The organism is Rhizobium sp. SL86, from assembly GCF_026672545.1.
GTDB lineage: Bacteria > Pseudomonadota > Alphaproteobacteria > Rhizobiales > Rhizobiaceae > Neorhizobium.
Map to the genome: position 1 here is coordinate 879,600 of NZ_JAPPRJ010000002.1, position 26,767 is coordinate 906,366.

Here is a 26,767-nt window from a genome sequence, read left to right on the forward strand (position 1 = left end):
TCTTATCCTTTGACTGAACCGGCCATCAGTCCGCGCACGAAATAGCGCCCGGCGACGACGTAAACGAGAAGGGTGGGAAGGGCGGCGATGATCGCGCCGGCAAAGTGCACGTTGTATTCCTTCACGCCGGTGGACGACTGCACGAGATTGTTGAGCGCGGCCGTCATCGGCTGGCTCGTGCCGCCGAAGGAGACGCCGAACAGGAAGTCGTTCCAGATATTGGTGAATTGCCAGATCACGGAAACGACAGTGATCGGGCCTGAGACAGGCAGAAGTATGCGCCAGAAGATTTGGAAGAAACCGGCGCCGTCAATTTGCGCCGCCTTAACGAGTTCGGTCGGGAACGTCGCGTAGTAGTTCCGGTAGTAGAGAGTGGTGAAGCCTATACCGTAGACCACATGCACCAGTACGAGCCCCGGCACCGAACCCGCGAGGCCAAGCTTGCCGAGCACAAGCGCCATCGGGATCAGCACGATCTGGAACGGGATGAAACAGGAGAACAGCATCAGCCCAAAGACGATGGTGTCCCCCCGGAAGCGCCATTTGGTCAGCACATAACCGTTCAGGGCACCGACGATGGTCGAAATGGCAACGGCAGGGACGACCATCAGGATCGAATTCAGAAAATAAGGCTTCAATCCGGTCGGCGACACGCCGATCTGGGCCGTCGACCACGCGGATCGCCAGGCGTCCAGGGTCCAGGTCTTGGGCAGCGCCATCATGTTGCCGCCGGTGATTTCGGGCAGCGGCTTCAGTGAATTGATGCCCATCACGTAAAGCGGCAGCAGGTAGAAAAGCGCAAAGAGCAGAAGGACGAGATAGATGAAGATGCGTGTGACGCGGCCGGTCCTGACGGCGGTGTCCTGGCTGACGGCAGACATCAGTTCTTCTCCTTCAGTTCGGCATATAGATAGGGAACCATGATGGCCGCGATGGTCATGAGCATGATCACGGCAGACGCCGAACCGACGCCCATCTGATTGCGGGTGAAGGTGTAGGAATACATGAAGGTCGCGGGCATCTCGGTCGCGCGTCCCGGACCGCCGCCCGTGAGCGCGATCACAAGGTCGTAGGACTTGATCGCGAGATGGCTGAGGATGACGAAGGCCGAGAGGAAGGCGGGGCGCAGCATCGGGATAACGATCCGGCGATAAAGCTGGAAGCTGGATGCCCCATCGATCTGTGCGGCTTTCAGGATCTCATTATCGATGCCACGCAGGCCTGCGAGAAACATCGCCATGACAAAGCCGCTGGTCTGCCACACCGCTGCGATGACAATGGTGTAGATCGCCATGTCGTTGTCCTTGATCCAGGTGAAGGAGAAACTCTCCCAGCCCCAGAGGCGCATGATCCGCTCAAGCCCGATTCCGGGGTCGAGAAACCATTTCCAGGCCGTGCCTGTCACAATGAAGGAGAGCGCCATTGGATACAGATAGATCGGCCGCAGCACGCCCTCGCCGCGGATCTTCTGGTCCAGAAAGATCGCCAGCAGCAAACCGAGCGCCGTGCAGATGACGATGTAGAGGCTTGCGAAGATCGCGATGTTGCTGATCGCGATGTGCCAGTTCTCCTGGGCCCAAAGCCTGCGGTAGTTCGTGAAGCCGACGAAATTGTAGATGGGCAACATCTTCGAGCCGGTGAAGGACAGGAAGATGGTGAACAGGATGAACCCGTAAACGAACAGCAAAGTGACGGCGAACGAAGGGGCAAGCACTACCTTCGGCAGCCAATCCTGGATGCGCGTGCGCAAGTCTGCCCTGGTCGAGCGTGTCATGATGGGTCTCCCTGTACGGTATGGGCTAGACCGACGCCGCCTCTCGACGTGAAGACGGCGTCGGGGATGCCGCAAGCGACGAGGAGGTCGCTCGCGACGGGAGGTTACTTTGCGGCTGCCACGGCCTCGGCGAGTGCCTTGGCGGCTTCGGCACCATTCTTGAAGCCACCATTGAAGGCCTTGGTCACGACGTCATAGACGGCATTTTTGACGGCTGCCGGAGCGGCATGGCCGTGTGCCATGGAGCCGAAGAGTGATCCCGCCGAACTCGCGGCGGCCAGGTCCTTCATGCCCTTCTTGCCGCAATCGTCGAAATCGGTATCCGGCACGTCCGTACGGGCCGGCACGGATCCCTTCACGACGTTGAAGGCCGACTGGAATTTCGGGCTCTCGATGGCAGAAGCCATGGCCATCTGCGCCTTGACCTTGTCGTCACCCGAAACGTTGAACATCGCGAACTGGTCGGAGTTGAACGTCACGGAGCCTTGTGTTCCGGGGAATCGAATGCAGACGAAGTCTGCGCCCGGCTTCTTGCCGGCCTTCAGGAATTCACCCTTGGCCCAATCGCCCATCATCTGCATGCCGGCCTTGCCATCGATAACCATTGCCGAAGCGAGGTTCCAATCGCGGCCGGAGAAGTTGTTGTCGACATAGCTGCGCAGCTTGATCAGGCGATCGAAGGCATCCGCCATGTCGGAACCGCTCAGCGTTGCCTCGTCGAGATCGATGAAGGCCTTTTTGTAGAAGTCGTTGCCCTTGGACAGCACAACGCCATCAAAGACTGTGGCGTCCTGCCAGGGCTGGCCACCATGGGCGAGCGGCGTGATGCCGTTTGCCTTCATCTTGTCGAGCACAGCGACAAGCTCGGTCCAGCTCGTGGGCGCCTTGCCGCCTGCCGCATCCAAAGCCGCCTTGTTGATCCACACCCAGTTGGTCGAGTGAACGTTGACCGGAGCCGCGATCCAGCGACCGTCATACTTCGAGAACTTCTGCAGTGCCTCCGGCACCACTTTGTCCCAACCCTCGGATTTGGCGACGGCATCGAGATTGCCGAGCGCGCCCTGTTCTGCCCAGTCGAGAATGTCGAAACCGAGCATCTGGACGGCGGTCGGCGGATTGCCGGCGGTCACACGGGCGCGGAGCGCGGTCATCGCCGCTTCACCGCCACCGCCGGCAACCGGCATATCGACCCAACCGATGCCCTTGGTTTTCAGATCCTCCTTCAGAACGTTCAGGGCGGCCGCTTCACCACCCGAGGTCCACCAGTGGAGCACCTCAACGTCGGTGGCATGTGAGATGCCGGCGGTTCCCGCCAGCATGGTACCGGTAATCAGCATGGTCTTGAAAAGGCTACGCATGTTCTCCTCCTATTTGATGCGTTGCTTTCAATCGTTCCGGAAGTCAGTCGCGCACCCAGTTCGGCCTTGTCCGGCCAATGCGCATCACGACGGATTTGATCTCCAGGAATTCGTCGAGGCCGTAGCGGCCATTCTCGCGGCCCTGTCCGCTCTGCTTGAAGCCGCCAAAGGCAACTTCAGGGAAGCCGTCCATCCAGGTATTGGTCCAGACGGTGCCGGCTTCGGCGCGGCGCGCGAAGGCGAGGCAGGTGTGCACGTTCTCGCTCCACACCCCTGCGGACAGGCCATAGGACGCGTCGTTAACGAGCGACACGGCCTCGTCGAGTGTCCGGAAGGTCAAGACAGCAAGCACGGGGCCGAAAACCTCGTCGCGCGCGATCGGCATCTCCGGGCTCACATGCGTCAAAATGGTCGGCGCGAAGAAATCGCCTGGCAGACCGGGATGGCGGACAGCCTCGCCGCCGAGTTTGAGCTGGGCGCCCGCGGCGACCGCGTCGCGCACATAGGCGGAGATCTTTTCCTGATGCGCCAGCGAGATGATCGCACCGACCTGTGTCTCGGGATTGAGCGGATCGCCGAAAGCGACCTTGCGGGAAAGGGCCACGACCTTTTCGACCAGGGCGTCCGCAATGTCTTCATGGACGATGATACGGCTGCCGGAATTGCAGCATTCGCCAGCGTTGAAATAGACCCCGAAGGTTATCGCATCTGCGGCCGCATCAAGATCGGCGTCCGGGAAAACGACCTGCGGGTTCTTGCCACCCAGTTCGAGTGCGACCTTCTTTAACGTCTTCGACGCAGCAGCGCTGATCGCCTTGCCGACGGAGGTTGAACCCGTGAAGCTCACCATGTCAACAAAGGCATGCTCGGCCATCAGGGCACCGACAGGCTGGCCGAAACCGAGGACGATGTTGACAACGCCCGCGGGCAATCCGGCCTCGATAAGCAGTTCACCCAGCATGACCGTGGTTGAGGGTGTCATCTCTGACGGCTTGATCACGCAGGTGCAACCCGCCGCCAGCGCGAATGGCAGCTTCTGGCTGAGGATCCAGAACGGAAAGTTCCAGGGCGTGATGATCGAGACCACCCCAATCGGCTCTTTCAGCACGACGGCGAGCATGTCCTCTCCGAGCGAGTTGTGGCTGTCACCATGAAGGGTGCGGGCAAGCGCCGCTGCATAACGCCAAAGGTCGGCAGCACCAGCCACCTCGCCCCGGGCCTGGGCGATCGGCTTGCCACTTTCAAGCGTTTCGACGAGCGCCATTCGCTCGACATTGGCCTCGATGAGGTCGGCGACCTTGAGCAGCAACGTGGAACGTTCCTTGCCCGTCACACGGCTCCAACGGCCATCGTCGAAAGCCCGCCGCGCAGCCGAAATGGCGGCTTCCGTCTCCGCAGCGCCGCCACGTGCGGACCGGCTGACGAGAACGCCATGTGACGGCGAGACCCTGTCGAACGTTCCCCCATCGGCGCTGTCGCACCATATGCCGTCGATCAGATGGCGGCCCGTAAAGGGCGCCCGGGGAAGCGGATGCGAGACGGCGGCGGTCATGGTCATGTCGTTCATGTCATTCTCCCGAAAATGCGGGTTTGCGTTTTGCCCGAAAGGCCGCGACACCTTCGTCACGATCGGCACTCGCCGCGATTGCCGAGCTGCCCAGCGCCTCGATCATGGCATGGCGATCTTCTCCCCGGCCTGCATGGATCATGAACTTCGCCACTTCGATGGCACGCGGAGACAGGCCAAGCACAGACCGGGCCATGTTTAGGGCCGTCTCATGCGGCTGCGCGGAAACCTCCGCCACGAAACCGAAGGCATGGGCCCGCTCTGCGGAAATCCGCCGTCCGAACAGCGCCATCTCCTTCAGGATCGGTTCCGGCAGCAGCCGGCCAAGGCGCTGCGTGCCCGACCAGCCGGGCACGATGCCGACATGGGCTTCAGGAAGAGCGATCGTTGCGTTCGGAGCCATGACCCTGACATCGCAGGCCGCGGCAAGCTCCAGGCCACCGCCGAAGGCATGCCCGTTTATGGCGGCAACTACGGGCTTCGACAGCCGCGCGAGACGATCAAAGATGCGGTGCCCATCACGCACCCAATGCCGGGCGAATTCTGCCGGGCTCAGGTCACCCCAGGCGTTGATGTCGGCTCCGGCGCAGAAGGCACGTCCGTCTTCTGCCGTCACGATGAGGCAATGAACGTCACGCATCCGTTCCAATCGATCGAGATGACCGGACAACTGCTCCAGCATCTCGACAGTGAAGGCATTGAGCTTGGCTGGATTGTCCAGCCGGATCTCGGCGATCCCTTCGGCAATCTCCAGGTGGACGGCGCTCATGGTGTCCACCCCATTGGATCCTTCGCAAGAAGCGAGGTCGAGATGACGCGCGCATCCGGCGCGACGGACACTCGACCCTGCGATGCCGCGATGATGTCCCGTTCGGGTTCAATGCCCGGCATGATCTCGGTCGCGACAAGACCATGGTCCGACAGGCGCATCACACAACGTTCGGTCACATAGAGCACGTCCTGTCCCTGCTCGCGGGCTCTCCGACCCGAGAAGGTGACGTGCTCGACGGTGTCGACCATCTTGGTGAACTTGCCGGGACTGCGCACATGGATGCCGTCTTGCGTCAGCTCCACCGTCGCCCCGGCCTCGAACCAGCCGGAAAAGACGATCTTCTTTGCATGCGCGGTGATATCGACGAAACCACCGCATCCCGCGGTGAGATAGGGTTTTTTGCCCAGCTTCGACACATTGACATTACCCTCCACATCCACCTCCAGGAAAGAGAGGAAGGAAACATCGAAACCGCCGCCCTGGAAATAGATGAACTGCTGTGGCGACGGCACGAAGCAGTCGGCATTCGAGGCGCAGCCGAAGGCGAAATCGGTGAGCGGCATGCCACCGACAGCACCCTGCTCGATCGCCCAGGTCACAGCCTCAGGATGCCCCTCCTCGAGCAGGATCCGTGGCACCTGCGCGCTGATGCCGAAGCCGAGATTGGCGGTCATTCCCGCTTTCAATTCGAGCGCGGCGCGACGTGCGATCACCTTCTCGATACCGTGCTCCGCCAGATGGAAGCTGGACCAGGGCCGCATGATCTGGCCGGATATTGCCGGGTCGTAGGCTGTCTCGCAGGTCTGTTTCTGCTCGGGATCGAGCACGACGACATCAACGAGATGACCGGGCACGCGCACGTCATGGGGACGAAGGCTGCCGGCCGCCGTCATCCGCTGGACCTGCGCGATGACAAGACCGCCATTGTTGCGTGTGGCGATGGCCTGTTCCAGCCCGCCGAGATAGGCGCCCTCGTGCTCATAGGTGAGATTGCCCCGTTCGTCGGCCGTGGTGGCCCTGAGAATGCAGACATCGGGATAGAGGTTGGGGAAGTGCAGCCAGGTTTCACCGGCGAATTCGACGCGACGGACGATCGCGCGAGCGGCTGCCTTCGCGTTCATGGCGCAACCCTGGCGGATCGGATCGACAAAGGTATCGAGGCCGATGCGCGTCAGGACGCCCGGGCGGCGGGCGGCGGCCTCGCGGTGCATGTCGAACATGATGCCCGAAGGGACGTTATAGGCCTCGATGCGATCCTCGACGACCATCTTCCAGATTTCTGGCATCGGCAGGCTGGACGGGCCGGAAGGATAAGATCCCGCCAGCACCCGCCTGATCAGACCGTCCTTGGCGATATGATCGATGCCCTTCACGCCATACATGTCGCCGGCGGCGATCGGATGCAGCATGGTGAGATCGCGCGGATGGCCCTCCGTCTCAAAACGCCGGCCCAGCGCTGCAAGGACGAAATCCGGGCAACCGAGCGCGGATGAAGAGGAAACGGTGACAACGGCACCGTCGGGAATAGACGAGACGGCGTCAGCGGCAGCAACGAGCTTGCTCAATGGAGATCTCCATAATTCACGGTGACCCGCGCACCGCGCGCGGCGGCATCCCGCACGGCGAGCGCAACGGCGAGTGACTTCACCCCATCGAGGCCGGTTGCAGCGGGCTCACCGCCGCCGGCCGCAGCGAGGTGAAACCGGCGCACCCCCTCCTGGTACAAATCGTGCCGGTCGAACGCGATCGCCTCGCGCCCCGACGCGGTGACCAGATCGATTGAACCGATCGGGTTTTGCGTCATGACATCCCTGGCGAAGATCGATCCTTCGGTTCCATGCACTTCCAGCCCGGAACCGGCGAAGGGATGCGTGAAGCTTTCATGGCTCATCACCATGGCGCCGGACGGCATGGACCAGACGGACATGGCTGAATCCTCGACGCCGTCCCCGAGGCCGGAACTTGCCATCTGCGCCACGACCGAGACCGGGTCTTCGGCCAACAGAAAGCGGGCGACATCGGCATCGTGAACGGTGATGTCGGGAATGACGCCGCCGCCGGCCCCGGGCGAATTGATCCGCCATCCTTGCAGATGCGGCGGCAGGAAAACGGCGTGGTGCAGGCGCAGCGAAAGCACACGGCCAATCCGGCCGGAGGCGATGAGCGCCCGCACGGCGCGGTGACTTCCGGCGCAACGCAGGTGATGATTGGTGGCGAAGACAAGCCCCGCCTCGTCCGCAGTCCGCACCATGGCAAGCGCGTCATTGAGGCTCAGCGCAAGGGGCTTCTCGCAGAGCACATGTTTTTTGGCTTTAAGCGCGGCGAGCGCCTGAGACAGATGTTTTTCATTGGTCGTCGAAATGTAGACCGCATCGACCGCATCGTCGCGACAGGCCTCTTCCAAGTCGCTTCCGGAGGCCGGGATCTCGTGTTCAGCCGCAAAATCCCGGGCGCGTTGTGCCGAGGCGCTCATCACGCGCATGATTTTTCCGCCTTGTGCGCGGATGGCCCCGATCATGTACTGACGGGCAATCGTGCTGGCTCCGATCAAGGCCCACCGCATTTGCGTCTCCCCCCGCAATTCCGTTTATTGGATCGTTCCAATGCTTATGGAACGATCCAATAAACGTGTCAACTGCTTTTAGGGAGAAGGCAAAAACAAGGGCCCGCTCCGCTTTTTCGGAAGGGTTACGGAAGGGATGTTCTCCTGCGCAAGGAGGGATCGGTTACTCTGACTGAAGACCGCCAATACCGTAAGGACCGGTCAGGAAGTCCAGAAAACAGCGTGTCTTTGCAGGCAAATAGCTGCGATTGGGATAGATGGCATGCAAGGTCACCTCGGGCCAGAGCGTTTGGTTAAGGGCCGCTTCGAGCCGGCCGTCTGCAAGGTCTTCGTGAACCAGCCAGTGGGGCATCATGGAGAGGCCAAGCCCCTCGCGAGCGGCCAAATAGAGGAGGGACTCGTTGCCGCTCAAAAGCACAGGGGTGAGATGCAGTTCGGGTGCCTCTGGTCCATTGCCAAGCCGCACCCGGCCGTCAGGGGCAACCGCGCTATAGGCCAGGAAGGGTGCGCCTTTCAATTTCTCCGGACTTTGCGGCCGCCCGAGACGATCGAGGAGCTCCGGCGTTCCAACAAGAACAAACCGGATCGTCGCCAGACGGCGGGCAATCAGAGTATCATCCAATGCCGCGGTCACACGCAGGGCAAGATCGAAACCTTCTTCCACGAGATTGACCTTGCGGCCGGAGAGGTCCAGATCGAGCGTTACCGCCGGGTGCTGCGCGCGAAACGCGACCAAGAGACGAGCAAAGGCAGGATTTGCCATCCATACCGGCAGGCTGACCTTAAGCGTCCCCTTCGGCGAAACAGTGGTGTGCGAGAGCTGTGCCTCCGCCTGCTCCAGCCCCTCGAGCAGCGTGCGAACGGTTCCCAGATAGAGCATTCCGGCTTCCGTCAGACTGACGCTGCGGCTGGTTCGATTGAGCAGCCTTGCGCCAACGCGTGCTTCGACCTGCTGAACGTGTTTGCTGGTCATCGCCGGAGAGAGACCAAGGCGTTCTGCAGCGGCAGAAAAGCTCCGCAATTCGGCAACTGTTGCGAACACCCGAAGACCAACAAGCGCGTCCACGATCATCTCCTTGCAGGAAACGCAGCCTCAATTATGGCGCAGATGATCAAACAGTACGAAAGACATAAGATCCTGTCCATCTTCAACCGCGCCGCATCCTGCCTGCAGGGTCGTGGCCGATGGCACAGGACCAACCATGTCGACACTCATCTCCACCACGACTGCATCAAGCCCCCGCTGGACCATCGGCCTCTGGGTCGCGCAGATCGCACTCGCCCTGCTTTATCTGATGGGTGTCTGGATGCACCTCTTTCTGTCCCCCGAAGAGGCTGCCGCCATGGGTGCAATCTGGATGTCCGAGGCGCCGCTCGCCTTCGTCCGGTTCATTGGCGTGATGGAACTTCTCGGCGTCATCGGCTTGATCCTGCCGGCAGCCACCCGGATCAAACCAAACCTGACGGTTCTCGCCGCAGTCGGGCTCCTGGCGATCCAGGCGCTGGCGATCCCCTTCCATGCGATCCGAGGCGAGTTTGCACCGCTTCCCTTCAACCTGATCTATGTCGCGCTCGCCGTGCTGGTGATCTGGGGCCGCTTGCGCAAGGCACCGATCCTGCCGCTCTAAGCTGACGAACAGAGAGAGGACCGGCACGGACACCGAGGCCCTGAACTCGCCCGGCGGCTCGGCAAACGCGGGCCCGAGGCCCGCCGCATTCTGGACCCCGACCACGGCACCAAGCTCGGCCTGATCCAGGATGCCCTGCGGGTGCTCGGAAAGCAGATCGTTGTGAGCAATCGCGAGGCAGCGTGAGGTGACGTGTTCGGGCCGGACGTCGCGTTCCGGTTATGGTGCCTATCGATTTAGCCCCCGCTACTACATCAAACAGTCGAATATATCTCGCCTGAATTATCGCGTTGGTCGACAACTTATTTAAATCGACGAACCACGACATTCCCGTGATGACCTTAGGTTATTTTTGCAATTCGAGGTTATTGCTGTTCTTGATTTTAGATGGCTCCACAGAGTACATGTTTACGACGGCTTCACCCTTCTTATTGACGCCGACTGACCAGTGCATGCTGCAGGACTGCAGTTTTACGACAGTCTTACCCGCGTCTTTAGCCGTGAGGCCTGTTGGGGCAAGGTAGCCGCCCTTTGTTTCAAAAACAGTCCCTATCTCGATTTTTTTCCCCATCGCATCTAAGTAAGCCTTCGCCACGTTCGACGCATCTTCCGTCTGATCACACAGATACGCAAAGGATCCTCCACTCCCATCGCTACAGGTGTTGAAAGTCACCTCTAGCTCGGAATCATCCATTTCTCTCGCTTCGCCAGCACACGGCTGAAAAACGACCTTTGTGCCAATCCGCTTCGTAATCACCCCATAAATGCCAACTTCGTTCTTGAGCCTGTAGTAGGGCTCAACGGCAACGAACTTATCCTCCGCCAACGCTGAGGTGGCGCAAACTAACCCCATCACGGCTGCGGGTAGGCAGCCGATTCTCATCACTCTGCTATTCATGTTTTGCCTGCCTCCCCGCAAAATAGGAAATCGTGCCATCGCCTTTAACAACAAAGAGAATTGCATTATCTGGCCATTTCTTATTTAGGCACAATAAGAACGTCTGCTCTGGAAGGGCGAGAATCTGACGGTTACTATCCGAAGCTCGGCATTCTGCGTATTTGCTGTAGCCGACCTCCGCAGCATCAGATCTGGAAAGAACAACCTGCGAGATGGATTTCCGGCCCAGCCAGACATCCGCCACCCTGACATTTGCCTCAAAGGCGGCAACGTATTTAATTGTAAGCATAGCAACGACAAGAATGATAGCCGAGAACGATACAGCTACTCTGCCTTGAAATTTTCGACATTTTGGGATCAGTGCGAGCAATTGCCAACCTCCAATCAAGAACGCAGTCGCAAACAAGAGCCAGACGTTACTAAGGGGCGTGAAGGCGTAAACTAGGACTGTCGTGAGAGGTATATTTACTTGCGTATAATCGATACCGAAGGCGTCGAGATAACTGCTCAAATACGCCCACCCGGCAAAGTACACCAATGCCACAGGCAGCGCAGCCACAACAGCATCCAATAGAGCGGCGCGAATAGCTCCCATAGGTCCCCCATCAAAAGTGATTGTTGCACGAGTTGGAATGCAACTTCAAGAAGCCACAGGACTCCGACGCTTGGGGCTAGCCAATCAATTCCGGCTCCGTAGTGGCTCCAGCAGTGCGAGCTTCATTTAGATGATGCGATTCGTGGCTGGGCTCTGACAAGCACAGTTTGATCGACAACCTCACCCCCCCGGCACCACCAACCCATCAGGCACGGATATCCAGATCACCGTCTGGCCCTCTGGTGAATGGCGCGACAGGTGCCCTCGGCCGTGGGTATCCTCGATCAACACGAAACTTCCGGCGGGAACGTGGCGGATCTCGCCGTCACTCGTCTCATAGTCTACCGCGCCGTCGAGTCGGACGGTCAGGACTGGTTCCGGAACAGTGTGCCAGGCGACTTCGCGCATGCCGGCAGGAATGTGGGTGATGCGCACGCGGGATGCGGGGTAACTGGCGGTGACATCGAAGGGGACCGCATCAGGATGCACCGCCCGTTTTGTGGTTGGCAGATCCACCTCATCGAAGTGCGAATGCCCGTCAGGCGACGCATAGATGCGCAAGCATTTCATCACACATCCCCATGCCCCTCACCACACCAATCCCCGCGCGGAAACATCTTCCACCCGTGTCACCACACCGGCCCGATGAAAGGTCATCGTGTCGAAGAGGTTGGAGACCACGCAGGTGTGGTTGGGGATGATGCGGATGCGTTCGCCGATTTCCGGGCGGGGGCCTTCGACTTTTGAGAGGTCCACCGTGCCGTGTTCTTCCGAAAGCGTGGTGATGCGGGCTTCCGGGTATTCGACGATATGGCCGAAATCGGCAAAACCGAGGAGATCGGAGGTGAGCGCCTTCGAGCCGGCGTCCAGAATGGCGCGGTCGGGGGTCGGGCGCGACACGACGGTGGCGAGGATGTGCATGGCGCAATCCTCAAACCCGCAATGGCCGGCGCGCACCATGGCGCGGTCGTTGTAGATATAGGTGCCGGCCCGGTGTTCGGTGGCGGTCGGCACCAGATGGGCGGAAAAGAGGCTCGGCGTGCCGCCGCTCGAGCGGATCGGGCAGTCGATGCCATCCACCGCGAGATAGGCGATTGTTGCGAGGAAAAAGTGATCGACCGCCGCTTCCGTATGCGGTTTCGGGTAGGTCAACAGCCCGCCGAAGCGGAGGTTTTTGCTGGCGACGATGCTGCGGGCGAGCGCTGCCGCCTCATCCGGGCTCTGCACGCCGCATCGCCCGCCGCCGGTATCGCATTCCACCAGCACGGTCAGCGGCTTGCGGTTGGCGAAGAAGGCGGCAAGCCCCGTGACGGTGACGATGCTGTCGGCCACCACCTTGAGGCCGGAAATGCGCTCGTTCAGCGTCGCCAGCCGGGCGAGCTTGTTTTCACCGAGAATATTGAAGGTGATCAGGATGTCCTCGAAGCCGGCTTCTGCAAACACTTCCGCTTCGGTGATCTTCTGGCAGTTGATGCCCTTGGCGCCGGCCTCGACCTGGGCTTTCGCCAGCGCCGGGATCTTGTGCGTCTTGATATGCGGGCGGAAGGCGATGCCATGGCTGTCCATATAGGCCTGCACACGGGTCATATTGGCGGCAAGCGTCTCCTCGTCGATCACCGGAAGCGGCGTCGATAGCTGCTCCAGCCGGTCGCCCGCCTGCGGCAGGGTCAACGGGGCAATCCTTGCATCATCCATCACTCAGGCCGCCTCTGTTTTATGCGGATCGGCCATGATCGGCCAGATATCGCGCCGCACCCGCCGATAGGGGTTGGTCGCCGGCTGATTGGGATAAGGCGTGCCGGCCGAACAGTAAAGGATCTCCGAGGCGATCTTGGAGAAGGCCGCATAAAAATGATTGGTCGACTTGATGACGAGGATGTCCTTCGTGAGTGGATCGAGCCCGAGCGCCGTGAAGAGCGAGGGATCATAACTCTGCACCCTGACCGAACCGAGGATGATATCGATGCCGGACAGGCGGATATGGGCGGCATCACCGAAGGGGGCGATGCTATCGCCAAACCGCATCTCGGCATCTTTGGTGAGCTTCACCACCTGAACCAGGCCATCCACCGGGTATCCGGTGCCGGGCGCGGATTTCGCGCCGAAACGCAGGGGGATCTCCGCCCCCTCGCCCGCGGCAAAACAGATCTGCACGGCAATCGGATCCCAGATCAGGCCGAGCGCCACATTGGTGACGCCGCGGGCAAGCAGTTCCTCCAGGAGGACGGTCGCATCCCCCGCCGTGCCGCCGCCCGGATTGTCCCACATGTCGGCGATAACGACCGGGGCGCTCACGCCGGACCGCACAAGATCGAGTGCCTGCGACACCGCCTGTTTCTCGTCGATCGAGGCCATCATGAAGGTGCCGCGCTTGGCGTACAGTTCGAGGCCGAGGGTCCGGGCGAGTTGTTCGCCCTTTTCCCGTTTGCCGTTGGTAATCGCGATGGTTTTCGTGCCCATTTCGGGCACGTCGCCGGCCATGAACCCGTGGATGACGGAGAGCGACAGCACGTCCGGGTCGCTCGCCTCGATCGCCTTCAGTCTGTCGACGAAGGAGCGCATCGGCTCGCGCGAGGTGGGAAAAACGTCGATCATGCGGCAGTCGAACACGGACATGACCGGCTGAACTCGGCCCTCCAGCGTATCGACCGCGATCGCCCACAGATCCTCGGCACGATCGACGAAATCGGTATGCGGAAATTCCTTGAAGACAACGAAAAAATTCGCCGCCGCGACGCGTTTTTGCGTCAGGTGGCTGTGGGGATCGAGCTCGGCGCAGACAAGCACGTCAGGGCCAACAATGGCCCGAATGCGGGCGAGAAGATCACCCTCCGGATCGAGATATCCATCCGCCACCATGGCGCCGTGCAGGCCGAGAACCACCGCATCGACCGGCAGCGCGGCCGTCAACTGGTCGAGGATCTCGTCGCGCAGGCTCTCATAGGCCTGACGGTTGATGAGACCGGCGGGATCGGCCCAGGCAGCGGTGCCCTCGATCAGCGTCCAGCCCTTCTCCCGGCACACCCGTCGTCCCACGGTGATCGGCGCGGTGCAGAGCGTCGGAGTTTCCGGATGTTGCCCCGGCGGGGCGTAGAGCGATTCCTCGAAGGCGCGGCGGTCAATGCAGATCGGCGAAAACGTGTTGGTTTCAGTGGCAAGGGCGGCGGTGAAGATGCGCAAGGCAGGTCTGCTTTCGTCTGGTCGCAAGGGGGTGATCAGCCCATCGGATAAGGCAGGTAGCCGGTGAAGCCGGAAATCTTCCAGCCCCCTTCGTGCAGGCGGCAGTAATAGAGCGTCTGCCACTTCATGACGTCCAGCGTGCCATCGCGTTTCATGATGCCGCCGTCGAATTTTTTGCGCACCAGCGCGGTCTCGCCCGAAATCTCGATCTCTTCCAGCCGCGTGGTGGTGAAGATCGCGTTGCGCGGGTCCTCGCCATAGGACTGGGCCTGAAAGTCGCGCGCCTGAGAGAGCCATTCATCGCGATAGGCGGCAAGCGTCGGGAAGGCGAGGGTCCACTTGTCCGGGTTCGGATCGCGGTTGCCGGAAATGCCTAGAAAACCCTCCGCGATGAAATCGCCTTCGACCATGCCCCAGTCGGCGGCAATGAAGGCATCGATGTCGCGCGTCACCAGCATGTCCCAGATGGCGTGGCGGGCTTCATCGCTTTCGGGGAAGGGATTGCGGTAGGGATCACGCATCGGCGGCACTCATCTAAATTCTTTTCATGATCGACGAAAATCTCTGGTCAAGTTCCCGCGACTATGGTCGAATGTCAACGATCCAAGAAAATAATTTCCATGGAGTGTCATGTCGATCAAACGTTACGGGGCCGAAAAGGCCGGTGCCGGCGGCCAGCGCCTGCCCTTCGCCAGAGCCGTCGAGGCCGATGGCTGGCTGCATGTTTCGGGCCAGGTGGCGATGGAGGATGGCGAGATCATCGCCGGCGGCATCGTCGAGCAGAGCCACAAGGCGATCGAAAACCTCATCGCCATCCTGCACGAGGCGGGTTACGGCGTGGAGCATGTGGTGCGGTGCGGCGTGTGGCTGGACGATCCACGCGATTTCTGGAGCTTCAACAAGATCTACCAGGGCTATTTCGGCGAACACCCGCCGGCACGCGCCTGCGTGCAGGCCAGCATGATGGTTGACTGCAAGGTGGAGATCGACTGCATAGCCTACAAACCAAAAGTTTGAACGGGCACGATTTTATGGACATCTTCGCCATCCTGCAGGAAGAGCGCAGCCAGTTTTCCACCGCGGAACAGAAGATCGCAGACATCCTGCTCGGCGACTTCGATTTCGCGGTAAAGGCCTCGATCATCGAACTGGCCGAAAAGGCGGAGGTCTCGCCGCCCACCGTCACGCGGTTCTGCCGCCGGCTGGGCTGCCAGAATTTTGCCGATTTCAAGGTGCGGCTGGCGAAATCCGCCTTTGTCGGCCTGCGCTACCTGAACCCGGAAGCCAAAAGCACCGAGCCGGCGGATGTGGCGGAAGACGTGATCACCAAGGCGCAGAACGCGCTTTTCCTGATCCACCGGTCGCTCGATCCGCTGATCCTGGAAAAGGCGGCCGACCGCTTGTCGCGCGCCGACATGATCTATGCCTTCGGCTCCGGCGGCAACTCTTCAATGATCGCCAGTGAATTCCAGAACCGGCTGTTCCGGCTGGGCTGCCGCGTCACCGCCAGCAGCGACCACAACATGCAGCTGATGTTTACCGCCGCCGCGCATTCCAACGACGTGCTGATCGGTTCCTCCTTTTCCGGCCGCAACCAGGAACTGGTGCGCTGCTTCAGGCTGGCGAACGAAAACGGCATCAGCACGATTGCGCTGACCCAGAGCGGCAGCCCGGTGGCAGACGCCGCGGAAATCGTCATCGGCATCGACTTGGCCGAGGGCGACAACATCTACCGGCCAACCTCGACGCGCTTTGCCTTTCTCGCCGTGGTCGACGTGCTGGCCAGCCTCGTTGCCTATCGCAACCGCAAGCTTTCCACTGTCACCCTTCGCCATATCAAACAGCAGCTGGTCGAACACCGCGATGGCGCCGACGACCGGCAGATCCTCGGAGACTGACCCATGCCCTCCTCCGTTGCCGTCGTCACGGGAGCCGCCGGCGATATCGGGCGCGCCATCGCCAAGCGCCTGGCGCAGTCCCACGATGTGGTGGCGCTCGTCGATATCGATGAGACGGCGCTGGACAAGAGCCTTTCGGATCTGGACGGGTCCGGGCGTTATGCGACGATCGCCTGTGATGTCACCGACGTGGTAAGCGTGGCGGCCATGGCGGGCCAGGTCGCAGCACTCGGGACGGCAACGACGCTCGTTAACAATGCCGGTGCGGCACGCGCTGTCTCGCTGCACGACACAACGGCGGAGATCTGGCGGCAGGATGCAGCGCTCAATCTCGAGGCGGCCTTCCTTACCTTTCGGGCGCTGGAGGATGCGTTGAAAACCACGAGCGGCAGCGTGGTCAACATCGCTTCGGTGAACGGCATGGCGGTGTTCGGCCACCCGGCCTACAGTGCCGCCAAGGCGGGGCTTATCCACTTCACCAAACTGGTTGCCGTGGAATACGGCAAGTTCGGCATCCGCGCCAATGCGGTGGCACCCGGCACCGTGCGCACGCAGGCCTGGGAGGCACGCGCCGCGGCCAATCCGCAGGTCTTCGAAGAGGCCAAGCGCTGGTATGCGCTGCGCCGCATCGCGACCGCCGAGGACGTGGCGAATGCCGTTTTCTTTCTTGCCGGCGACCAGGCGGCCGCCATCACCGGCGTGTGCCTGCCTGTCGACTGCGGGTTGACCGCCGGCCAGGCGGAGCTTGCCCGCACCTTCTCGCAATCCGAACACTACTGAGCCAGCCAAAGACAAAGAGCCAAAGGGGAACCATGATGGCCGACGCTGTTTTCCGTCTCGAAAATTCCTGGGAGCCGGTGGAGGGAGATCCGTGCGGACGTTTCGTCTTTACGCTGGTGAACCTCTCCGATACACCGCTCAGCGGCTTCAAGCTTGCTTATACGTCGCTCACCCGCATCAAGGATGCCGAAGAGCCGCATTGCGAAAACGCCACCTTCCTGCGTCGCAATGCCAATTTCCACCAGTTTGCGCCGCCTTCGGATGTCGTGCTGGCACCGGGAGAGAGCTGGCGGTTTACCGTTGCCCCGCTCTGGCGCCCGGCGCGCCACCGCACCGACGGTGCGAAATCCGCCTATCTCACTTTATCGGACGGCAGCCATCACCCGGTCAGCGTCGACGACACGCTGCTTGCCGGCCGCGCCCCCGAACCAGCACCCGTGCTGATGCCGAAGGGCGAGGTGCGCGAACCCTTCTCGCTGCTGCCCTGGCCGATCTCCGCCGCGCTGGAGGCGGGCGAGAGCGTGCCTGTGGCACTTTATCCGGCGGAGGGTACGGCACTTGCCGACAAGCAGGCCCTCCAATCCGTGGGTGCGCTTTACCGGCGCCTGTTCCAGATTGGTCACCAGCCGTTTTCGCTCGCGCCGGTGCATGCGGGCAAGGCTCTCCGTTTCGTCCATGATGCCAGCCTTAGCGCGGAGGGGTTTCACCTGAACTTTGCTGAAGAGGTGACACTGACCTCTTCCGGCCCCGCGGGCCGGCAGTATGGCCTCACCGCTCTTGCCCATCTGTTGCACGGCGCGCGAACTGAGCCGCAGACCTTCCGTTTTCCGGCCGCTGGCACGATCGAGGACGCGCCGCGGTATGGCTGGCGCGGTTGCCATCTGGATGTGTCCCGGCAGTTCTATCCGGTGGCCGACGTCACCCGCCTCATCGACATCATGGCCTGGATGCGGCTCAACATCTTCCACTGGCACCTGAGCGACGATGAAGCCTGGCGGCTGGAGATCAAGGCCTATCCGACGCTCACCACCAAGGGCGTGCTGCGCGGGCCGGACGAGCCGATGCTGCCGCAGCTTGGCAACGGCGCCGAACCGGTCGGCGGTTTCTACAGCCAGGACGAGGTGAAGGCGATCGTCGCCCATGCGGCGAAGCTGAATGTCGAGGTGGTGCCGGAGATCGACATTCCCGGCCATAGCACGGCAACGCTGGTGGCCTTGCCGGAACTCACCGACGGCCAGGAGGCGCCCGACAGTTATCGCTCCGTTCAGGGGTATCCCAACAATGCGCTGAACCCGGCGATCGAGGGCACCTACACCTTCCTCGGCAAGGTTTTTGACGAGATGGTCGAGTTGTTCCCTTCGAAACTCATCCATATCGGCGGCGACGAGGTGGCGGCCAATACCTGGATGGCCTCGCCGCTTGCCCGCAAGCTGATGGACGAGCAAGGCATCGATGGCACGTTCGGCCTGCAGAGCTATTTCATGAAGCGCATTCAGACGATGCTTCTGGCGCGGGGCAGGAAGCTTGCCGGCTGGGACGAGGTCAGCCATGGCGGTGGCGTCGATCCGGACGGCACGTTGCTGATGGCCTGGCAGAAGCCGGAGGTGGGCGTCGAGCTGGCACGCCAGGGTTATGACGTGGTGATGACGCCGGGGCAGGCCTATTATCTCGACATGGTGCAGGACGAGGCTTTTCAGGAGCCGGGCGCGAGTTGGGCAGGCACCGTGCCGCCGAAACATACCTATACCTATGAGGCGGTCGGCGAATTTCCGGAGGAGCTGAAGCCGCGCATGCGCGGTGTGCAGGCCTGCATCTGGTCCGAACACTTCCTCAACCGCGACTATTTCAACCACCTCGTCTTCCCCCGTCTCGGTGCGATTGCCGAAGCGGCCTGGACCCCGAAGGACAACAAGGACTGGCAGCGCTTTGCCGCGATCAGCCCGCTGATGCCGAAGCTTTGAGGACGTGAAGACCATGACACTGCGTATTGCCGTCGGCGGTATCCATACCGAATGCTCGACCTCCTCCCCCGTTCTGATGCAGCCGGATGATTTTCGCGTCCTGCGCGGCGAGGCATTGCTGGGGGCGGAGTATTTCAACTTCCTTGGTGCGGATGGAGTGGTGCACCTGCCGCTGCTGCATGCCCGCGCCGTGCCGGGCGGGCCGGTGGCACGCCACACCTACGAGGCGTTCAAGGCCGAGTTTCTCGACCTTCTGAAGGCGAGCCTGCCGCTCGACGGGCTGTATCTCGCCATGCATGGCGCGATGAACGTGGAGGGCATGGACGATGCAGAGGGTGACTGGATTTCCGCCGCCCGCGCGGTGGTGGGGCCGGATGTTCCCGTCGCGGCCAGTTACGACCTGCACGGCAACGTGACCCAAAAGATCATCGATCAGCTGGATATATTCGCCGGCTATCGAACCGCCCCGCACATTGATGTGCGCGAGACCATGGTGCGCGCCTGGTCGATGCTGGTGAAGACGCTCACGACCGACGCGAAGCCGGGTGTTGCCTGGGCACCGGTTCCGGTGCTGCTGCCGGGCGAACGCACCTCCACCGAGGATGAACCGGCAAGAGGCCTCTACGCCAAACTTCCCGACCATGACGCCGTGGATGGCATCTGGGATGCCAACCTGATGGTAGGTTATGTCTGGGCGGACGAACCGCGCGGCACGGCCTGCGCCGTGGTGACGGCAACCGACAAGACCGCGGCGAAACGCGCTGCCGAAGCCATCGCGCAATCCTACTGGGACGCGCGCAATGATTTCCAGTTCGGCCCGGTGACGGCCTCTCTCGACGCGGTCCTGGATCTCGCTGAAAAGGCCGAGACCCGACCGGTGATCCTGGCGGATTCCGGCGACAACCCGACGGGCGGCGGCGTGGGCGACCGCGCCGACGTGCTGAAGGCGCTGATCGAGCGCGGCTTCCAGGGCGCTGTGATCGGCGGCATTACCGACAGGCCGGCGGTGGAGACCTGCTTCAAGGCCGGTGTCGGCGCTAGACTGCGGCTCAAGATCGGCGGTTCGCTCGACCCGAACAGCCCGAGCGTCGAGACGGAGGCCGAAGTTCTGAGCCTCGATGATCCGGGTGCGGAGGCCGAGCGGCAGGCGGTCGTGAAAATCGGCGGCATCACGCTGATCCTCGCAGCACGCCGACGCCCTTACCACAACATCGCCGACTTCACCCGGCACGGCATCGATCCGAAAACTGTGCGGCTGCTGGTGGTGAAATCCGGTTATCTGTCGCCGGAACTGGCGCCGATCGCCAACCCCAACCTGATGGCGCTGACCGACGGCGTGATCAACCAGGATATCGAGCGCATTCCCAACCGGCGGCGCAAGCGCCCGAGCTTTCCCTTCGACAAGGATTTCGACTTCACGCCGGAGGCGTTCTTCTCCAGCCGATGGGTGGCGAAGACGTGACAAGTGCCCTCAAGGCGACATGGGCCAATCCCTCGCTCCGAACATCGGCGCTTGCCATCTTCTTTTTCGGCACGACGGGAGCGGCCACCTCGCCCTACCAGTCCCTGATCGGCATCCAGGAACTGGGGCTTTCCAATTCCGGTTATGCAACGCTGATGTTTGCGGCAGCCGTGATCAACGTCACCGCAAGCGTGATGATGGGCATTCTCGCCGACCGCATGGGCGATTACCGCACCTCGATCATCTATGTCTCCCTGTTCGGCGTCGCCGGTTACGCGCTCGTTTATCTCGCGGCGAATGTGCCTGCCTTCGTGGTCGCGAAACTTCTGCTGCTTCCCGTCTTCGGCGCATTGAACTCACTGATCTTCGCCAATGTACGGGCAAGCTCCGGCGCATTGAGCGCGGCGCAACTGGTCAGCGTCAATTCCACCATCCGCGCCACCATCTCGCTCTCCTGGGTGCTGATGCCGGGGCTCGTCGGCGTGATGCTGGCCGGTGCCAGCTCAATGCTGCCGGCCTATCTGATCGCGACCGTGGCCGCCGTTGTCTGCTTCGTGCTCGGCGCCTTTTTTCTGCCGATTGCGCCGAAGCTTGAGATCGAGGGCGGGGCGGAACGGGCGCGTTTTCTCGCTTCACTCGGCGAGGTGATCGAACCACGCGTTGCGCTGCGCGTGACGGCGATCGCACTGATCTGCTCGATGCTGCACATCAGCGATGCCGTGCGCCCGCTGATCGTGACCGGCAAGGCCAAGGGCACGGTCGCCGATCTCGGCATCATCGTCGGCATCGTGGCGGCGCTGGAGATCGTCTTCATCCTGTTCTGGGGCAAGGCCGAGCGCTGGATGACACCGGTTCGCGCGCTGGCACTCGGCGCCGGGCTTTATGCCGCCTACCTGATTCTGCAGGGGCTCGCGACGGAACGCTGGCATGTCTATGCCCAGACGCTGATCAGCGGATTTGCGGCGGCCGCCATCATCAGCCTACCGATCACCTATCTGCAGGACCTGATCGCCGACCGGCCGGGGCTCGGCAGTTCGCTGATTGCTGTCAACATATTCTTAAGCGCCGGTTTGAGCGCCGGCATCTTTGCGCTTGGCACAAGCATCGGCGATTACGGCTTTGCTTCGATCCTCGGCGCCATGGTCGGCTGCCTCGGCATCATTCTGCTTCTCGTGCTCGAAACCGGCAAAAGGACACCGCATGGCAGGCGCTAACCGAAGGCTTTCGAAGGGTTCGCCCGTGCTGGAAATCTGCGTCGACAACGCGGAGGGCCTGTTTGCCGCGATCGAAGGTGGGGCGGACCGGATCGAACTCTGCTCGGCGCTCTCCGTCGGCGGGCTGACCCCCTCGCGCGGGTTCATGGAACTGGCAGGCCGCCAGGCGGTGCCCGTCTATGCGATGATCCGCCCGCGGCCCGGTAGTTTCGTCTTTTCACCGGAAGAGGTGGAGATGATGAAAAGCGATATCGACACGGCGCGCTCCGCGGGCCTCGCCGGTGTCGTGATCGGTGCGACGCTGCCCGAAGGGCCGCTCGACATCGCGACGCTCACCACGCTTTCCCGGCACGCGGCGGGACTGGACCGCACCCTGCACCGCGCCTTCGACGTGGTGCCGGACATGGACGCAGCGCTGGAGGCTGCGATCCGGCTCGGCTTCTCACGCATTCTCACCTCCGGTGGGCGACCGACCGCGATCGAAGGCATCGAGAGGCTCGCCGATCTCGTGCGTCTTGCCGGCACACGGATTACCATCATGCCGGGCTCCGGCGTTCGGCCGGGCAATGCCGCAGAACTGCTCGAGAGGCTCGGCGTGACGGAGCTGCACGCCTCCTGTTCGGCGCGTTTCATCGAAAGCGATCGGCAGCTGATCGAGCTGAGTTTCGCCGCCCGCGAGATGCTGAAGACGGACGCGGCCAGCGTGCGCGAATTGCGGCGTATCGTGCACGCGCACCAGACGTAGACCGCTCAGGCCACCTGCACCAGGTGGCCGGCCGAGACCTCGCGGTATTGACGCTCAGGCGGACGGTAATCGAGCGGGCGGACCGGGCTTTTCAGCTCGTCGTTCGAAATGCCGCGGCGGAGGCCACGCCTCGCCGGATCCGGAACGGGAACGGCGGCCATCAGTTTCTTCGTGTAAGGATGCTGCGGGTTTTCGAAGACGGCGGCGCGCGGGCCGATCTCAACGATTTCGCCGAGATACATCACCGCCACCCGGTGGCTGACCCGTTCGACCACCGCCATATCATGGCTGATGAACAGGAAGGCGAGGTCGAGGCTTTCCTGCAGATCGAGCAGAAGGTTGCAGACCTGGGCTTTGATCGACACATCGAGCGCCGACACGCTCTCATCCGCGACGATGACTTTCGGATCAAGCGACAGCGCGCGTGCAATCGCGATGCGCTGGCGTTGCCCGCCGGAAAACTCGTGCGGATAACGGTTCATCACGGCGGCGGAGAGACCGACTTTCTCCAACAGATCGGCGGTCTTGTCCCGCGCCTGGCGGACCGTTCCCATCTTGTGCTTGAGGAAGGGTTCGGCAATCGCCTGGCCGACCGTCATGCGTGGATTGAGGCTGGAAAACGGGTCCTGGAAGATCATCTGAATGCTCTTGCGCATCCGCTGCAGCTCGAGCGTCCCGAGGGTGCGGACGTTGAAGCCGTCGAGCTGGATCTCGCCGGAGGTCGGCTCGATCAGCCGCATGATGGAGCGGCCGGTCGTCGATTTGCCGCAGCCGGATTCGCCGACGAGGGAGAGCGTCTCACCCTGTCTCAGATCAAAGGAGACGTTTTCCACCGCATGCACGGAGCCCGTCTGCCGGTTGAAGAGGCCGGAACGGATGGGAAAACGGGTGACGAGATTGCGGACTTCGAGGATCGGCGAATGCTGGACGACCGAATGCTCCGACGCTGCCGGCTGGACAGTGATGCCGGTTGCCGTGTCGACGACCGGAAACCGAAGCGGGTTCTCCTCACCCGCCATTGAGCCGAGTTTCGGCACGGCCGACAGGAGTGCGCGCGTATAGGGATGCGCGCCCCTATGAAAGATCTCCTCCGTCAGGCCGGCCTCCACCGCATCGCCGCGGAACATCACGACGGTGCGGTCGGCGATTTCGGCGACGACGCCCATGTCGTGGGTGATGAAGAGAACAGCCATGTTCTCCTCTTCCTGCAGGCTCTTGATGAGTTCGAGGATCTGGCCCTGGATGGTGACATCGAGCGCCGTGGTCGGTTCGTCGGCGATCAGCAGTTTCGGGCGCGAGGCAAGCGCCATGGCGATCATCACGCGCTGGCGCATGCCGCCGGAAAACTGGTGCGGATATTCATCGAAGCGGCTGGCGGCATTCGGGATACGCACACGCTCCAGCATGCGGATCGTCTCGGCACGCGCCTCTGACTGGCTCATCCCCTTGTGGCGGGTCAGGACCTCGGAGATCTGCCGACCGATCGTAAAGATCGGGTTGAGGCTCGTCATCGGCTCCTGGAAGATCATCGCGACCTCATTGCCGCGCACGCCCCGCATCTCCTTTTCCGAAAGCGCCAGAAGGTTGCGGCCGTTGAGGCGGATATCGCCCTCGATCCGGCTGCTGCCTTCGGCAAGCAGGCGCATGATCGAAAGCGACGTGACACTCTTACCGGAACCGGATTCGCCGACGATGGCGACCGTTTCGCCGGCCGCCACGTCAAAGGAGACGTTGCGGACGACGGATTTCCAACCGCCATCAGCGCGGAAGGACGTGGTGAGGTTGCGGACGGAGAGGACGGGCATATCTGTCATGTCGGGATCCACGGCGTGGCGAAGGAGGCACTCTTGCGACCGCTGGCGATGCGCTCGGCCTCCAGGCTGGCGATTTTCTTGTCAATCTCGCGGCGGTCGATCAGCCCATGCGGATTGGCGCGCGTCGGCATGGTTTCCGCGACATGCAGGTATCGCTCCTGCGCCACCTGATAAAGCCGCCACAGTTCCTGCAGCGGGTCGGTGTGGTCATCGGCGCGAATGTTGAGCCAGGCGTAATCCTGGTCGCGGTAGATCACGAGTGCCGCCGACTGCTTGCCGCGCTTGTCGCCGCCGGCGGCTTCTCCGGCTTCCATTGCCGCCAGAAGCCGCTCTGCGAACGGCGCTTTCAACAGGCTTTTGTAGGTCGCGAGCGTTTCTTCCAGAACCTGCGGACCGGCGAGCATATTGCCGGCGACCGATACCTGGTCATCAATCAGATGGCCGGCCCAGTCGATGCATTTGGCGCCGGTGAAGGCGGCATTGCGGCCATTCGCATCGATCAGATGCATCTGCCGCTGCTCGGCGCCGTCATCGCGGGCGGTCAGGGCGTTGATGATCTCGTCCGGCGCCCTGCCCTCACCCAGCATAACCAGCCCATCGACACCATAAAGCGGACTGACAAAAGCCTGGGTGGCAACAGCACCGACGCCGCCGCGCATGTAAGGAACGGCGGAGCCGACAGCAAAGAACCGGCTGGCGACTGCGATGGCCAGATGGCCGGTGTCGGGATCACGGGCGACGATGGACCAGGTCATGGATCAGCGCCCCACCGCATAGGCCTGCATCAGGCGTGGGGTGGCTGCGGCCCGGAGCAGGCCGTCCGCGTCACGCCGCGCTGCCGTCAGGCGCCCGACGGTCCAATTGTCCGCCACCGTCACCTGATGGCCGCGGCGGCGCAGATCCGCAATGGTTGCCTCGCCGAAGCTCGCTTCTACCATGATATGGCCGGGCTCCGACGTGCGCGGATAAAACGACCCGGGGAAATGCGTCGTGTGGAACAGCGGCGCGTCGATGGCCGCCTGCAGGTTCTTGCCGTGATGCACATACCGCAGGAAGAAGGGCAGCTGCCACTGGTCCTGCTGGTCGCCGCCCGGCGTGCCGAAGGCCAGAGTGGGTCGGCCCTGGTAGAGCGCCAGCGACGGCGTGAGCGTGGTACGCGGACGTTTTCCAGGTGCGAGCGACGTCGGCAGCCCGTCCTTCAGCCAGAACATCTGCGCACGGGAATTGAGCGCAAAGCCGAGCCCCGGCACCACCGGCGAGGACTGCAGCCAGCCGCCGGACGGCGTGGTCGAAACCATGTTGCCCCAGCGGTCGATGACATCGATATGGACGGTATCGCCCTTCTTTTCGGTCAAATGCGCCATGGTCGGCTCATAGACGGAGCCCTTGCCGGAAAACTCGGCAAGCATGGCCATCGTCGCATCGACCTGGCGCTCGTAGCCCGGAATGGTGCCGGGCCGCAGCTCCATCGAGGCGTCCGCGCCGATCAGCTTGCGGCGCTCGGCATTGTAGCTTTCAGACAGCAGGATCTCGGTCGGGATCTGGCCGAATTCCGGATCGCCGTAATAGACCTCGCGGTCGGCATAGGCGAGTTTCATCGCCTCGACGACATGGTGGATGAAATCGGGGCCGGCCTGATCCATGGCGCCGAGATCGAAACCCTTCAAGAGCGCCAGGGATTGCAGGAGGACCGGCCCCTGACCCCAGGCGGGCGTCTTGGCAACAGTCCAGTCGTGGTAGTCGAAGGTCTGCGGCGCCTCGATGGTGGCGCTCCAGTTCGCCATGTCCTCGGCGGTCAGCACGCCCTTGTGGCGCAGGCCGCTCGCGTCCATCACCTCTGCGGTCTTGAGGTAGCGGTCAATCGCCTCGGCAACAAAGCCGCGATAGAATTCATCGCGCGCAGCCTGCACCTGGTTGTCGCGGCCGGTGGCGGCTTCCGCCTCGGCAATGATGCGTTTCCAGGTTTCGGCCAGAACCGGATTGCGGAAGTTGGAATGCGGTTCCGGCGCAGCGCCGCCCGGCAGCCAGGTCTCGTGCGAGGTCGGCCATTCCCGGGCGAAGAAATCCGCGAGCCCCTTGATGGTGGCAGAAACCCGCGGCAGTACCGGATGCCCATGCTCGGCATAATAGATGGCCGGTTCCAGAACCTCGCGCACCGACATCGTGCCGTAGTCGCGCAGCATCAGCATCCAGCCGTCGAAGGCGCCGGGGATGACGGTGGAGAGAAGCCCGTCGCCGGGGATCAGCTTCAGGCCCTCAGCGGTGTAGCGCTCGATGGTGGCGCCGGCGGGCGCCGGCCCCTGGGCACAGATCACCTCCACCTTGTCGGTCTTTTTCGAATAGATGATCGCCGGCATGTCGCCGCCGGGACCGCACAGATGCGGTTCCACGACCTGCAGAACGAACCCGGTGGCAACGGCTGCATCAAAGGCGTTGCCGCCCTTTTCGAGGATGCTCATGCCAACGGCAGAGGCGATCCAGTGGGTGGAGGTGACGACGCCGAAAGTGCCAAGAATTTCGGGACGTGTGGTGAAGTCAGTCATGGGGCAGGCCTTTGT

Annotated in this window: 25 protein-coding genes; 8 read left to right on the top strand and 17 right to left on the bottom strand. The window is 62.2% G+C overall.

The features are described from left to right. Window positions 1–2: 2 nt before the first annotated feature. From OU993_RS16210 to OU993_RS16245, 8 genes are all read right to left on the bottom strand, one after another. Window positions 3–881, bottom strand: coding sequence for a carbohydrate ABC transporter permease (locus OU993_RS16210; RefSeq protein ID WP_268159118.1), 879 nt, complete (start codon window positions 879–881; stop codon window positions 3–5). Further along, window positions 881–1,774, bottom strand: coding sequence for a carbohydrate ABC transporter permease (locus OU993_RS16215; RefSeq protein ID WP_268159119.1), 894 nt, complete (start codon window positions 1,772–1,774; stop codon window positions 881–883). The genes OU993_RS16210 and OU993_RS16215 overlap by 1 nt, the downstream gene beginning before the upstream one ends. A 104-nt stretch (window positions 1,775–1,878) precedes the next feature. Beyond that, the gene (locus tag OU993_RS16220) at window positions 1,879–3,132 is read right to left on the bottom strand and encodes an ABC transporter substrate-binding protein (protein WP_268159121.1); all 1,254 of its coding nucleotides are present in this window, start codon (window positions 3,130–3,132) and stop codon (window positions 1,879–1,881) included. 43 nt (window positions 3,133–3,175) lie between these two features. Next, the gene (locus tag OU993_RS16225; protein ID WP_268159694.1) at window positions 3,176–4,690 is read right to left on the bottom strand and encodes an aldehyde dehydrogenase family protein; all 1,515 of its coding nucleotides are present in this window, start codon (window positions 4,688–4,690) and stop codon (window positions 3,176–3,178) included. Between the two features lie 10 nt (window positions 4,691–4,700). Next, window positions 4,701–5,468, bottom strand: a complete 768-nt coding sequence (locus OU993_RS16230; RefSeq protein ID WP_268159123.1) for an enoyl-CoA hydratase/isomerase family protein — start codon at window positions 5,466–5,468, stop codon at window positions 4,701–4,703. Then, window positions 5,465–7,036 (bottom strand): acyl CoA:acetate/3-ketoacid CoA transferase, encoded by a 1,572-nt coding sequence (locus tag OU993_RS16235; protein WP_268159125.1) that lies wholly within the window; start codon window positions 7,034–7,036, stop codon window positions 5,465–5,467. The genes OU993_RS16230 and OU993_RS16235 overlap by 4 nt, the downstream gene beginning before the upstream one ends. Next, window positions 7,033–8,034: a Gfo/Idh/MocA family protein gene (locus OU993_RS16240; protein ID WP_268159127.1), complete on the bottom strand. Its 1,002-nt coding sequence runs from the start codon at window positions 8,032–8,034 to the stop codon at window positions 7,033–7,035. Before OU993_RS16240 ends, OU993_RS16235 begins: the two co-directional genes overlap by 4 nt. A 163-nt stretch (window positions 8,035–8,197) precedes the next feature. Beyond that, complete coding sequence (locus OU993_RS16245; RefSeq protein WP_268159129.1) at window positions 8,198–9,106, bottom strand: LysR family transcriptional regulator; 909 nt, start codon at window positions 9,104–9,106, stop codon at window positions 8,198–8,200. 130 nt (window positions 9,107–9,236) lie between these two features. Here OU993_RS16245 and OU993_RS16250 point away from each other — a divergent pair, with 130 nt between their 5' ends. Next, entirely contained in the window at window positions 9,237–9,662 is a 426-nt protein-coding gene (locus OU993_RS16250) for a DoxX family protein (protein ID WP_268159131.1), read from the top strand. A 346-nt stretch (window positions 9,663–10,008) separates the two neighbouring features. On the opposite strand, the gene OU993_RS16255 is transcribed toward OU993_RS16250, so the two are convergent. The 6 genes from OU993_RS16255 to OU993_RS16280 form a co-directional block, all read right to left on the bottom strand. Continuing rightward, on the bottom strand, window positions 10,009–10,560 hold the full coding sequence (locus tag OU993_RS16255) for a hypothetical protein (RefSeq protein ID WP_268159133.1): 552 nt from the start codon (window positions 10,558–10,560) through the stop codon (window positions 10,009–10,011). Beyond that, complete coding sequence (locus OU993_RS16260) at window positions 10,553–11,155, bottom strand: hypothetical protein (protein WP_268159135.1); 603 nt, start codon at window positions 11,153–11,155, stop codon at window positions 10,553–10,555. The genes OU993_RS16255 and OU993_RS16260 overlap by 8 nt, the downstream gene beginning before the upstream one ends. Window positions 11,156–11,335: 180 nt before the next feature. Next, a complete protein-coding gene (locus OU993_RS16265; RefSeq protein ID WP_268159136.1) occupies window positions 11,336–11,725 on the bottom strand; it encodes a hypothetical protein in 390 nt (129 codons plus the stop codon). 18 nt (window positions 11,726–11,743) lie between these two features. After that, a complete protein-coding gene (locus OU993_RS16270; protein ID WP_268159138.1) occupies window positions 11,744–12,850 on the bottom strand; it encodes a D-TA family PLP-dependent enzyme in 1,107 nt (368 codons plus the stop codon). Window positions 12,851–12,853: 3 nt separating this feature from the next. Beyond that, on the bottom strand, window positions 12,854–14,335 hold the full coding sequence (locus OU993_RS16275) for a M81 family metallopeptidase (protein WP_268159140.1): 1,482 nt from the start codon (window positions 14,333–14,335) through the stop codon (window positions 12,854–12,856). A 35-nt stretch (window positions 14,336–14,370) separates the two neighbouring features. After that, complete coding sequence (locus tag OU993_RS16280) at window positions 14,371–14,856, bottom strand: hypothetical protein (protein WP_268159142.1); 486 nt, start codon at window positions 14,854–14,856, stop codon at window positions 14,371–14,373. A gap of 109 nt (window positions 14,857–14,965) precedes the next feature. On the opposite strand from OU993_RS16280, the gene OU993_RS16285 reads away from it, so the two are divergent. The 7 genes from OU993_RS16285 to OU993_RS16315 are packed head-to-tail and all read left to right on the top strand — an operon-like array spanning window position 14,966 to window position 22,395. Further along, entirely contained in the window at window positions 14,966–15,352 is a 387-nt protein-coding gene (locus tag OU993_RS16285; RefSeq protein ID WP_268159144.1) for a RidA family protein, read from the top strand. Window positions 15,353–15,366: 14 nt separating this feature from the next. Then, window positions 15,367–16,233 carry a MurR/RpiR family transcriptional regulator gene (locus OU993_RS16290; RefSeq protein WP_268159146.1) on the top strand — a complete coding sequence of 289 codons (867 nt, stop codon included), beginning with the start codon at window positions 15,367–15,369 and terminating at the stop codon, window positions 16,231–16,233. A 3-nt stretch (window positions 16,234–16,236) separates the two neighbouring features. After that, a complete protein-coding gene (locus OU993_RS16295) occupies window positions 16,237–17,013 on the top strand; it encodes an SDR family oxidoreductase (RefSeq protein WP_268159148.1) in 777 nt (258 codons plus the stop codon). Between the two features lie 35 nt (window positions 17,014–17,048). Further along, on the top strand, window positions 17,049–18,974 hold the full coding sequence (locus OU993_RS16300) for a beta-N-acetylhexosaminidase (RefSeq protein WP_268159150.1): 1,926 nt from the start codon (window positions 17,049–17,051) through the stop codon (window positions 18,972–18,974). A 19-nt stretch (window positions 18,975–18,993) separates the two neighbouring features. Next, the gene (locus tag OU993_RS16305; protein ID WP_268159695.1) at window positions 18,994–20,436 is read left to right on the top strand and encodes a M81 family metallopeptidase; all 1,443 of its coding nucleotides are present in this window, start codon (window positions 18,994–18,996) and stop codon (window positions 20,434–20,436) included. Continuing rightward, complete coding sequence (locus tag OU993_RS16310) at window positions 20,433–21,650, top strand: MFS transporter (RefSeq protein WP_268159152.1); 1,218 nt, start codon at window positions 20,433–20,435, stop codon at window positions 21,648–21,650. Before OU993_RS16305 ends, OU993_RS16310 begins: the two co-directional genes overlap by 4 nt. Next, complete coding sequence (locus tag OU993_RS16315; RefSeq protein ID WP_268159154.1) at window positions 21,637–22,395, top strand: copper homeostasis protein CutC; 759 nt, start codon at window positions 21,637–21,639, stop codon at window positions 22,393–22,395. The genes OU993_RS16310 and OU993_RS16315 overlap by 14 nt, the downstream gene beginning before the upstream one ends. A 5-nt stretch (window positions 22,396–22,400) precedes the next feature. On the opposite strand, the gene OU993_RS16320 is transcribed toward OU993_RS16315, so the two are convergent. The 3 genes from OU993_RS16320 to OU993_RS16330 are packed head-to-tail and all read right to left on the bottom strand — an operon-like array spanning window position 22,401 to window position 26,752. Further along, window positions 22,401–24,209 (bottom strand): ABC transporter ATP-binding protein, encoded by a 1,809-nt coding sequence (locus OU993_RS16320; RefSeq protein ID WP_268159155.1) that lies wholly within the window; start codon window positions 24,207–24,209, stop codon window positions 22,401–22,403. Next, a complete protein-coding gene (locus tag OU993_RS16325; protein WP_268159157.1) occupies window positions 24,206–24,964 on the bottom strand; it encodes a DUF1028 domain-containing protein in 759 nt (252 codons plus the stop codon). Before OU993_RS16325 ends, OU993_RS16320 begins: the two co-directional genes overlap by 4 nt. Window positions 24,965–24,967: 3 nt before the next feature. Continuing rightward, complete coding sequence (locus OU993_RS16330; protein ID WP_268159159.1) at window positions 24,968–26,752, bottom strand: gamma-glutamyltransferase family protein; 1,785 nt, start codon at window positions 26,750–26,752, stop codon at window positions 24,968–24,970. Window positions 26,753–26,767: the final 15 nt, after the last annotated feature.

Bases quoted from the DNA above. Each gene is read 5' to 3' on its own strand.
- OU993_RS16210 (WP_268159118.1), bottom strand. From the start codon at position 881: ATGTCTGCCGTCAGCCAGGACACCGCCGTCAGGACCGGCCGCGTCACA.
- OU993_RS16215 (WP_268159119.1), bottom strand. From the start codon at position 1,774: ATGACACGCTCGACCAGGGCAGACTTGCGCACGCGCATCCAGGATTGG.
- OU993_RS16220 (WP_268159121.1), bottom strand. From the start codon at position 3,132: ATGCGTAGCCTTTTCAAGACCATGCTGATTACCGGTACCATGCTGGCG.
- OU993_RS16225 (WP_268159694.1), bottom strand. From the start codon at position 4,690: ATGACCATGACCGCCGCCGTCTCGCATCCGCTTCCCCGGGCGCCCTTT.
- OU993_RS16230 (WP_268159123.1), bottom strand. From the start codon at position 5,468: ATGAGCGCCGTCCACCTGGAGATTGCCGAAGGGATCGCCGAGATCCGG.
- OU993_RS16240 (WP_268159127.1), bottom strand. From the start codon at position 8,034: ATGCGGTGGGCCTTGATCGGAGCCAGCACGATTGCCCGTCAGTACATG.
- OU993_RS16245 (WP_268159129.1), bottom strand. From the start codon at position 9,106: ATGATCGTGGACGCGCTTGTTGGTCTTCGGGTGTTCGCAACAGTTGCC.
- OU993_RS16250 (WP_268159131.1), top strand. From the start codon at position 9,237: ATGTCGACACTCATCTCCACCACGACTGCATCAAGCCCCCGCTGGACC.
- OU993_RS16255 (WP_268159133.1), bottom strand. From the start codon at position 10,560: ATGAATAGCAGAGTGATGAGAATCGGCTGCCTACCCGCAGCCGTGATG.
- OU993_RS16260 (WP_268159135.1), bottom strand. From the start codon at position 11,155: ATGGGAGCTATTCGCGCCGCTCTATTGGATGCTGTTGTGGCTGCGCTG.
- OU993_RS16265 (WP_268159136.1), bottom strand. From the start codon at position 11,725: ATGAAATGCTTGCGCATCTATGCGTCGCCTGACGGGCATTCGCACTTC.
- OU993_RS16270 (WP_268159138.1), bottom strand. From the start codon at position 12,850: ATGGATGATGCAAGGATTGCCCCGTTGACCCTGCCGCAGGCGGGCGAC.
- OU993_RS16280 (WP_268159142.1), bottom strand. From the start codon at position 14,856: ATGCGTGATCCCTACCGCAATCCCTTCCCCGAAAGCGATGAAGCCCGC.
- OU993_RS16285 (WP_268159144.1), top strand. From the start codon at position 14,966: ATGTCGATCAAACGTTACGGGGCCGAAAAGGCCGGTGCCGGCGGCCAG.
- OU993_RS16290 (WP_268159146.1), top strand. From the start codon at position 15,367: ATGGACATCTTCGCCATCCTGCAGGAAGAGCGCAGCCAGTTTTCCACC.
- OU993_RS16295 (WP_268159148.1), top strand. From the start codon at position 16,237: ATGCCCTCCTCCGTTGCCGTCGTCACGGGAGCCGCCGGCGATATCGGG.
- OU993_RS16300 (WP_268159150.1), top strand. From the start codon at position 17,049: ATGGCCGACGCTGTTTTCCGTCTCGAAAATTCCTGGGAGCCGGTGGAG.
- OU993_RS16315 (WP_268159154.1), top strand. From the start codon at position 21,637: ATGGCAGGCGCTAACCGAAGGCTTTCGAAGGGTTCGCCCGTGCTGGAA.
- OU993_RS16320 (WP_268159155.1), bottom strand. From the start codon at position 24,209: ATGACAGATATGCCCGTCCTCTCCGTCCGCAACCTCACCACGTCCTTC.
- OU993_RS16325 (WP_268159157.1), bottom strand. From the start codon at position 24,964: ATGACCTGGTCCATCGTCGCCCGTGATCCCGACACCGGCCATCTGGCC.
- OU993_RS16330 (WP_268159159.1), bottom strand. From the start codon at position 26,752: ATGACTGACTTCACCACACGTCCCGAAATTCTTGGCACTTTCGGCGTC.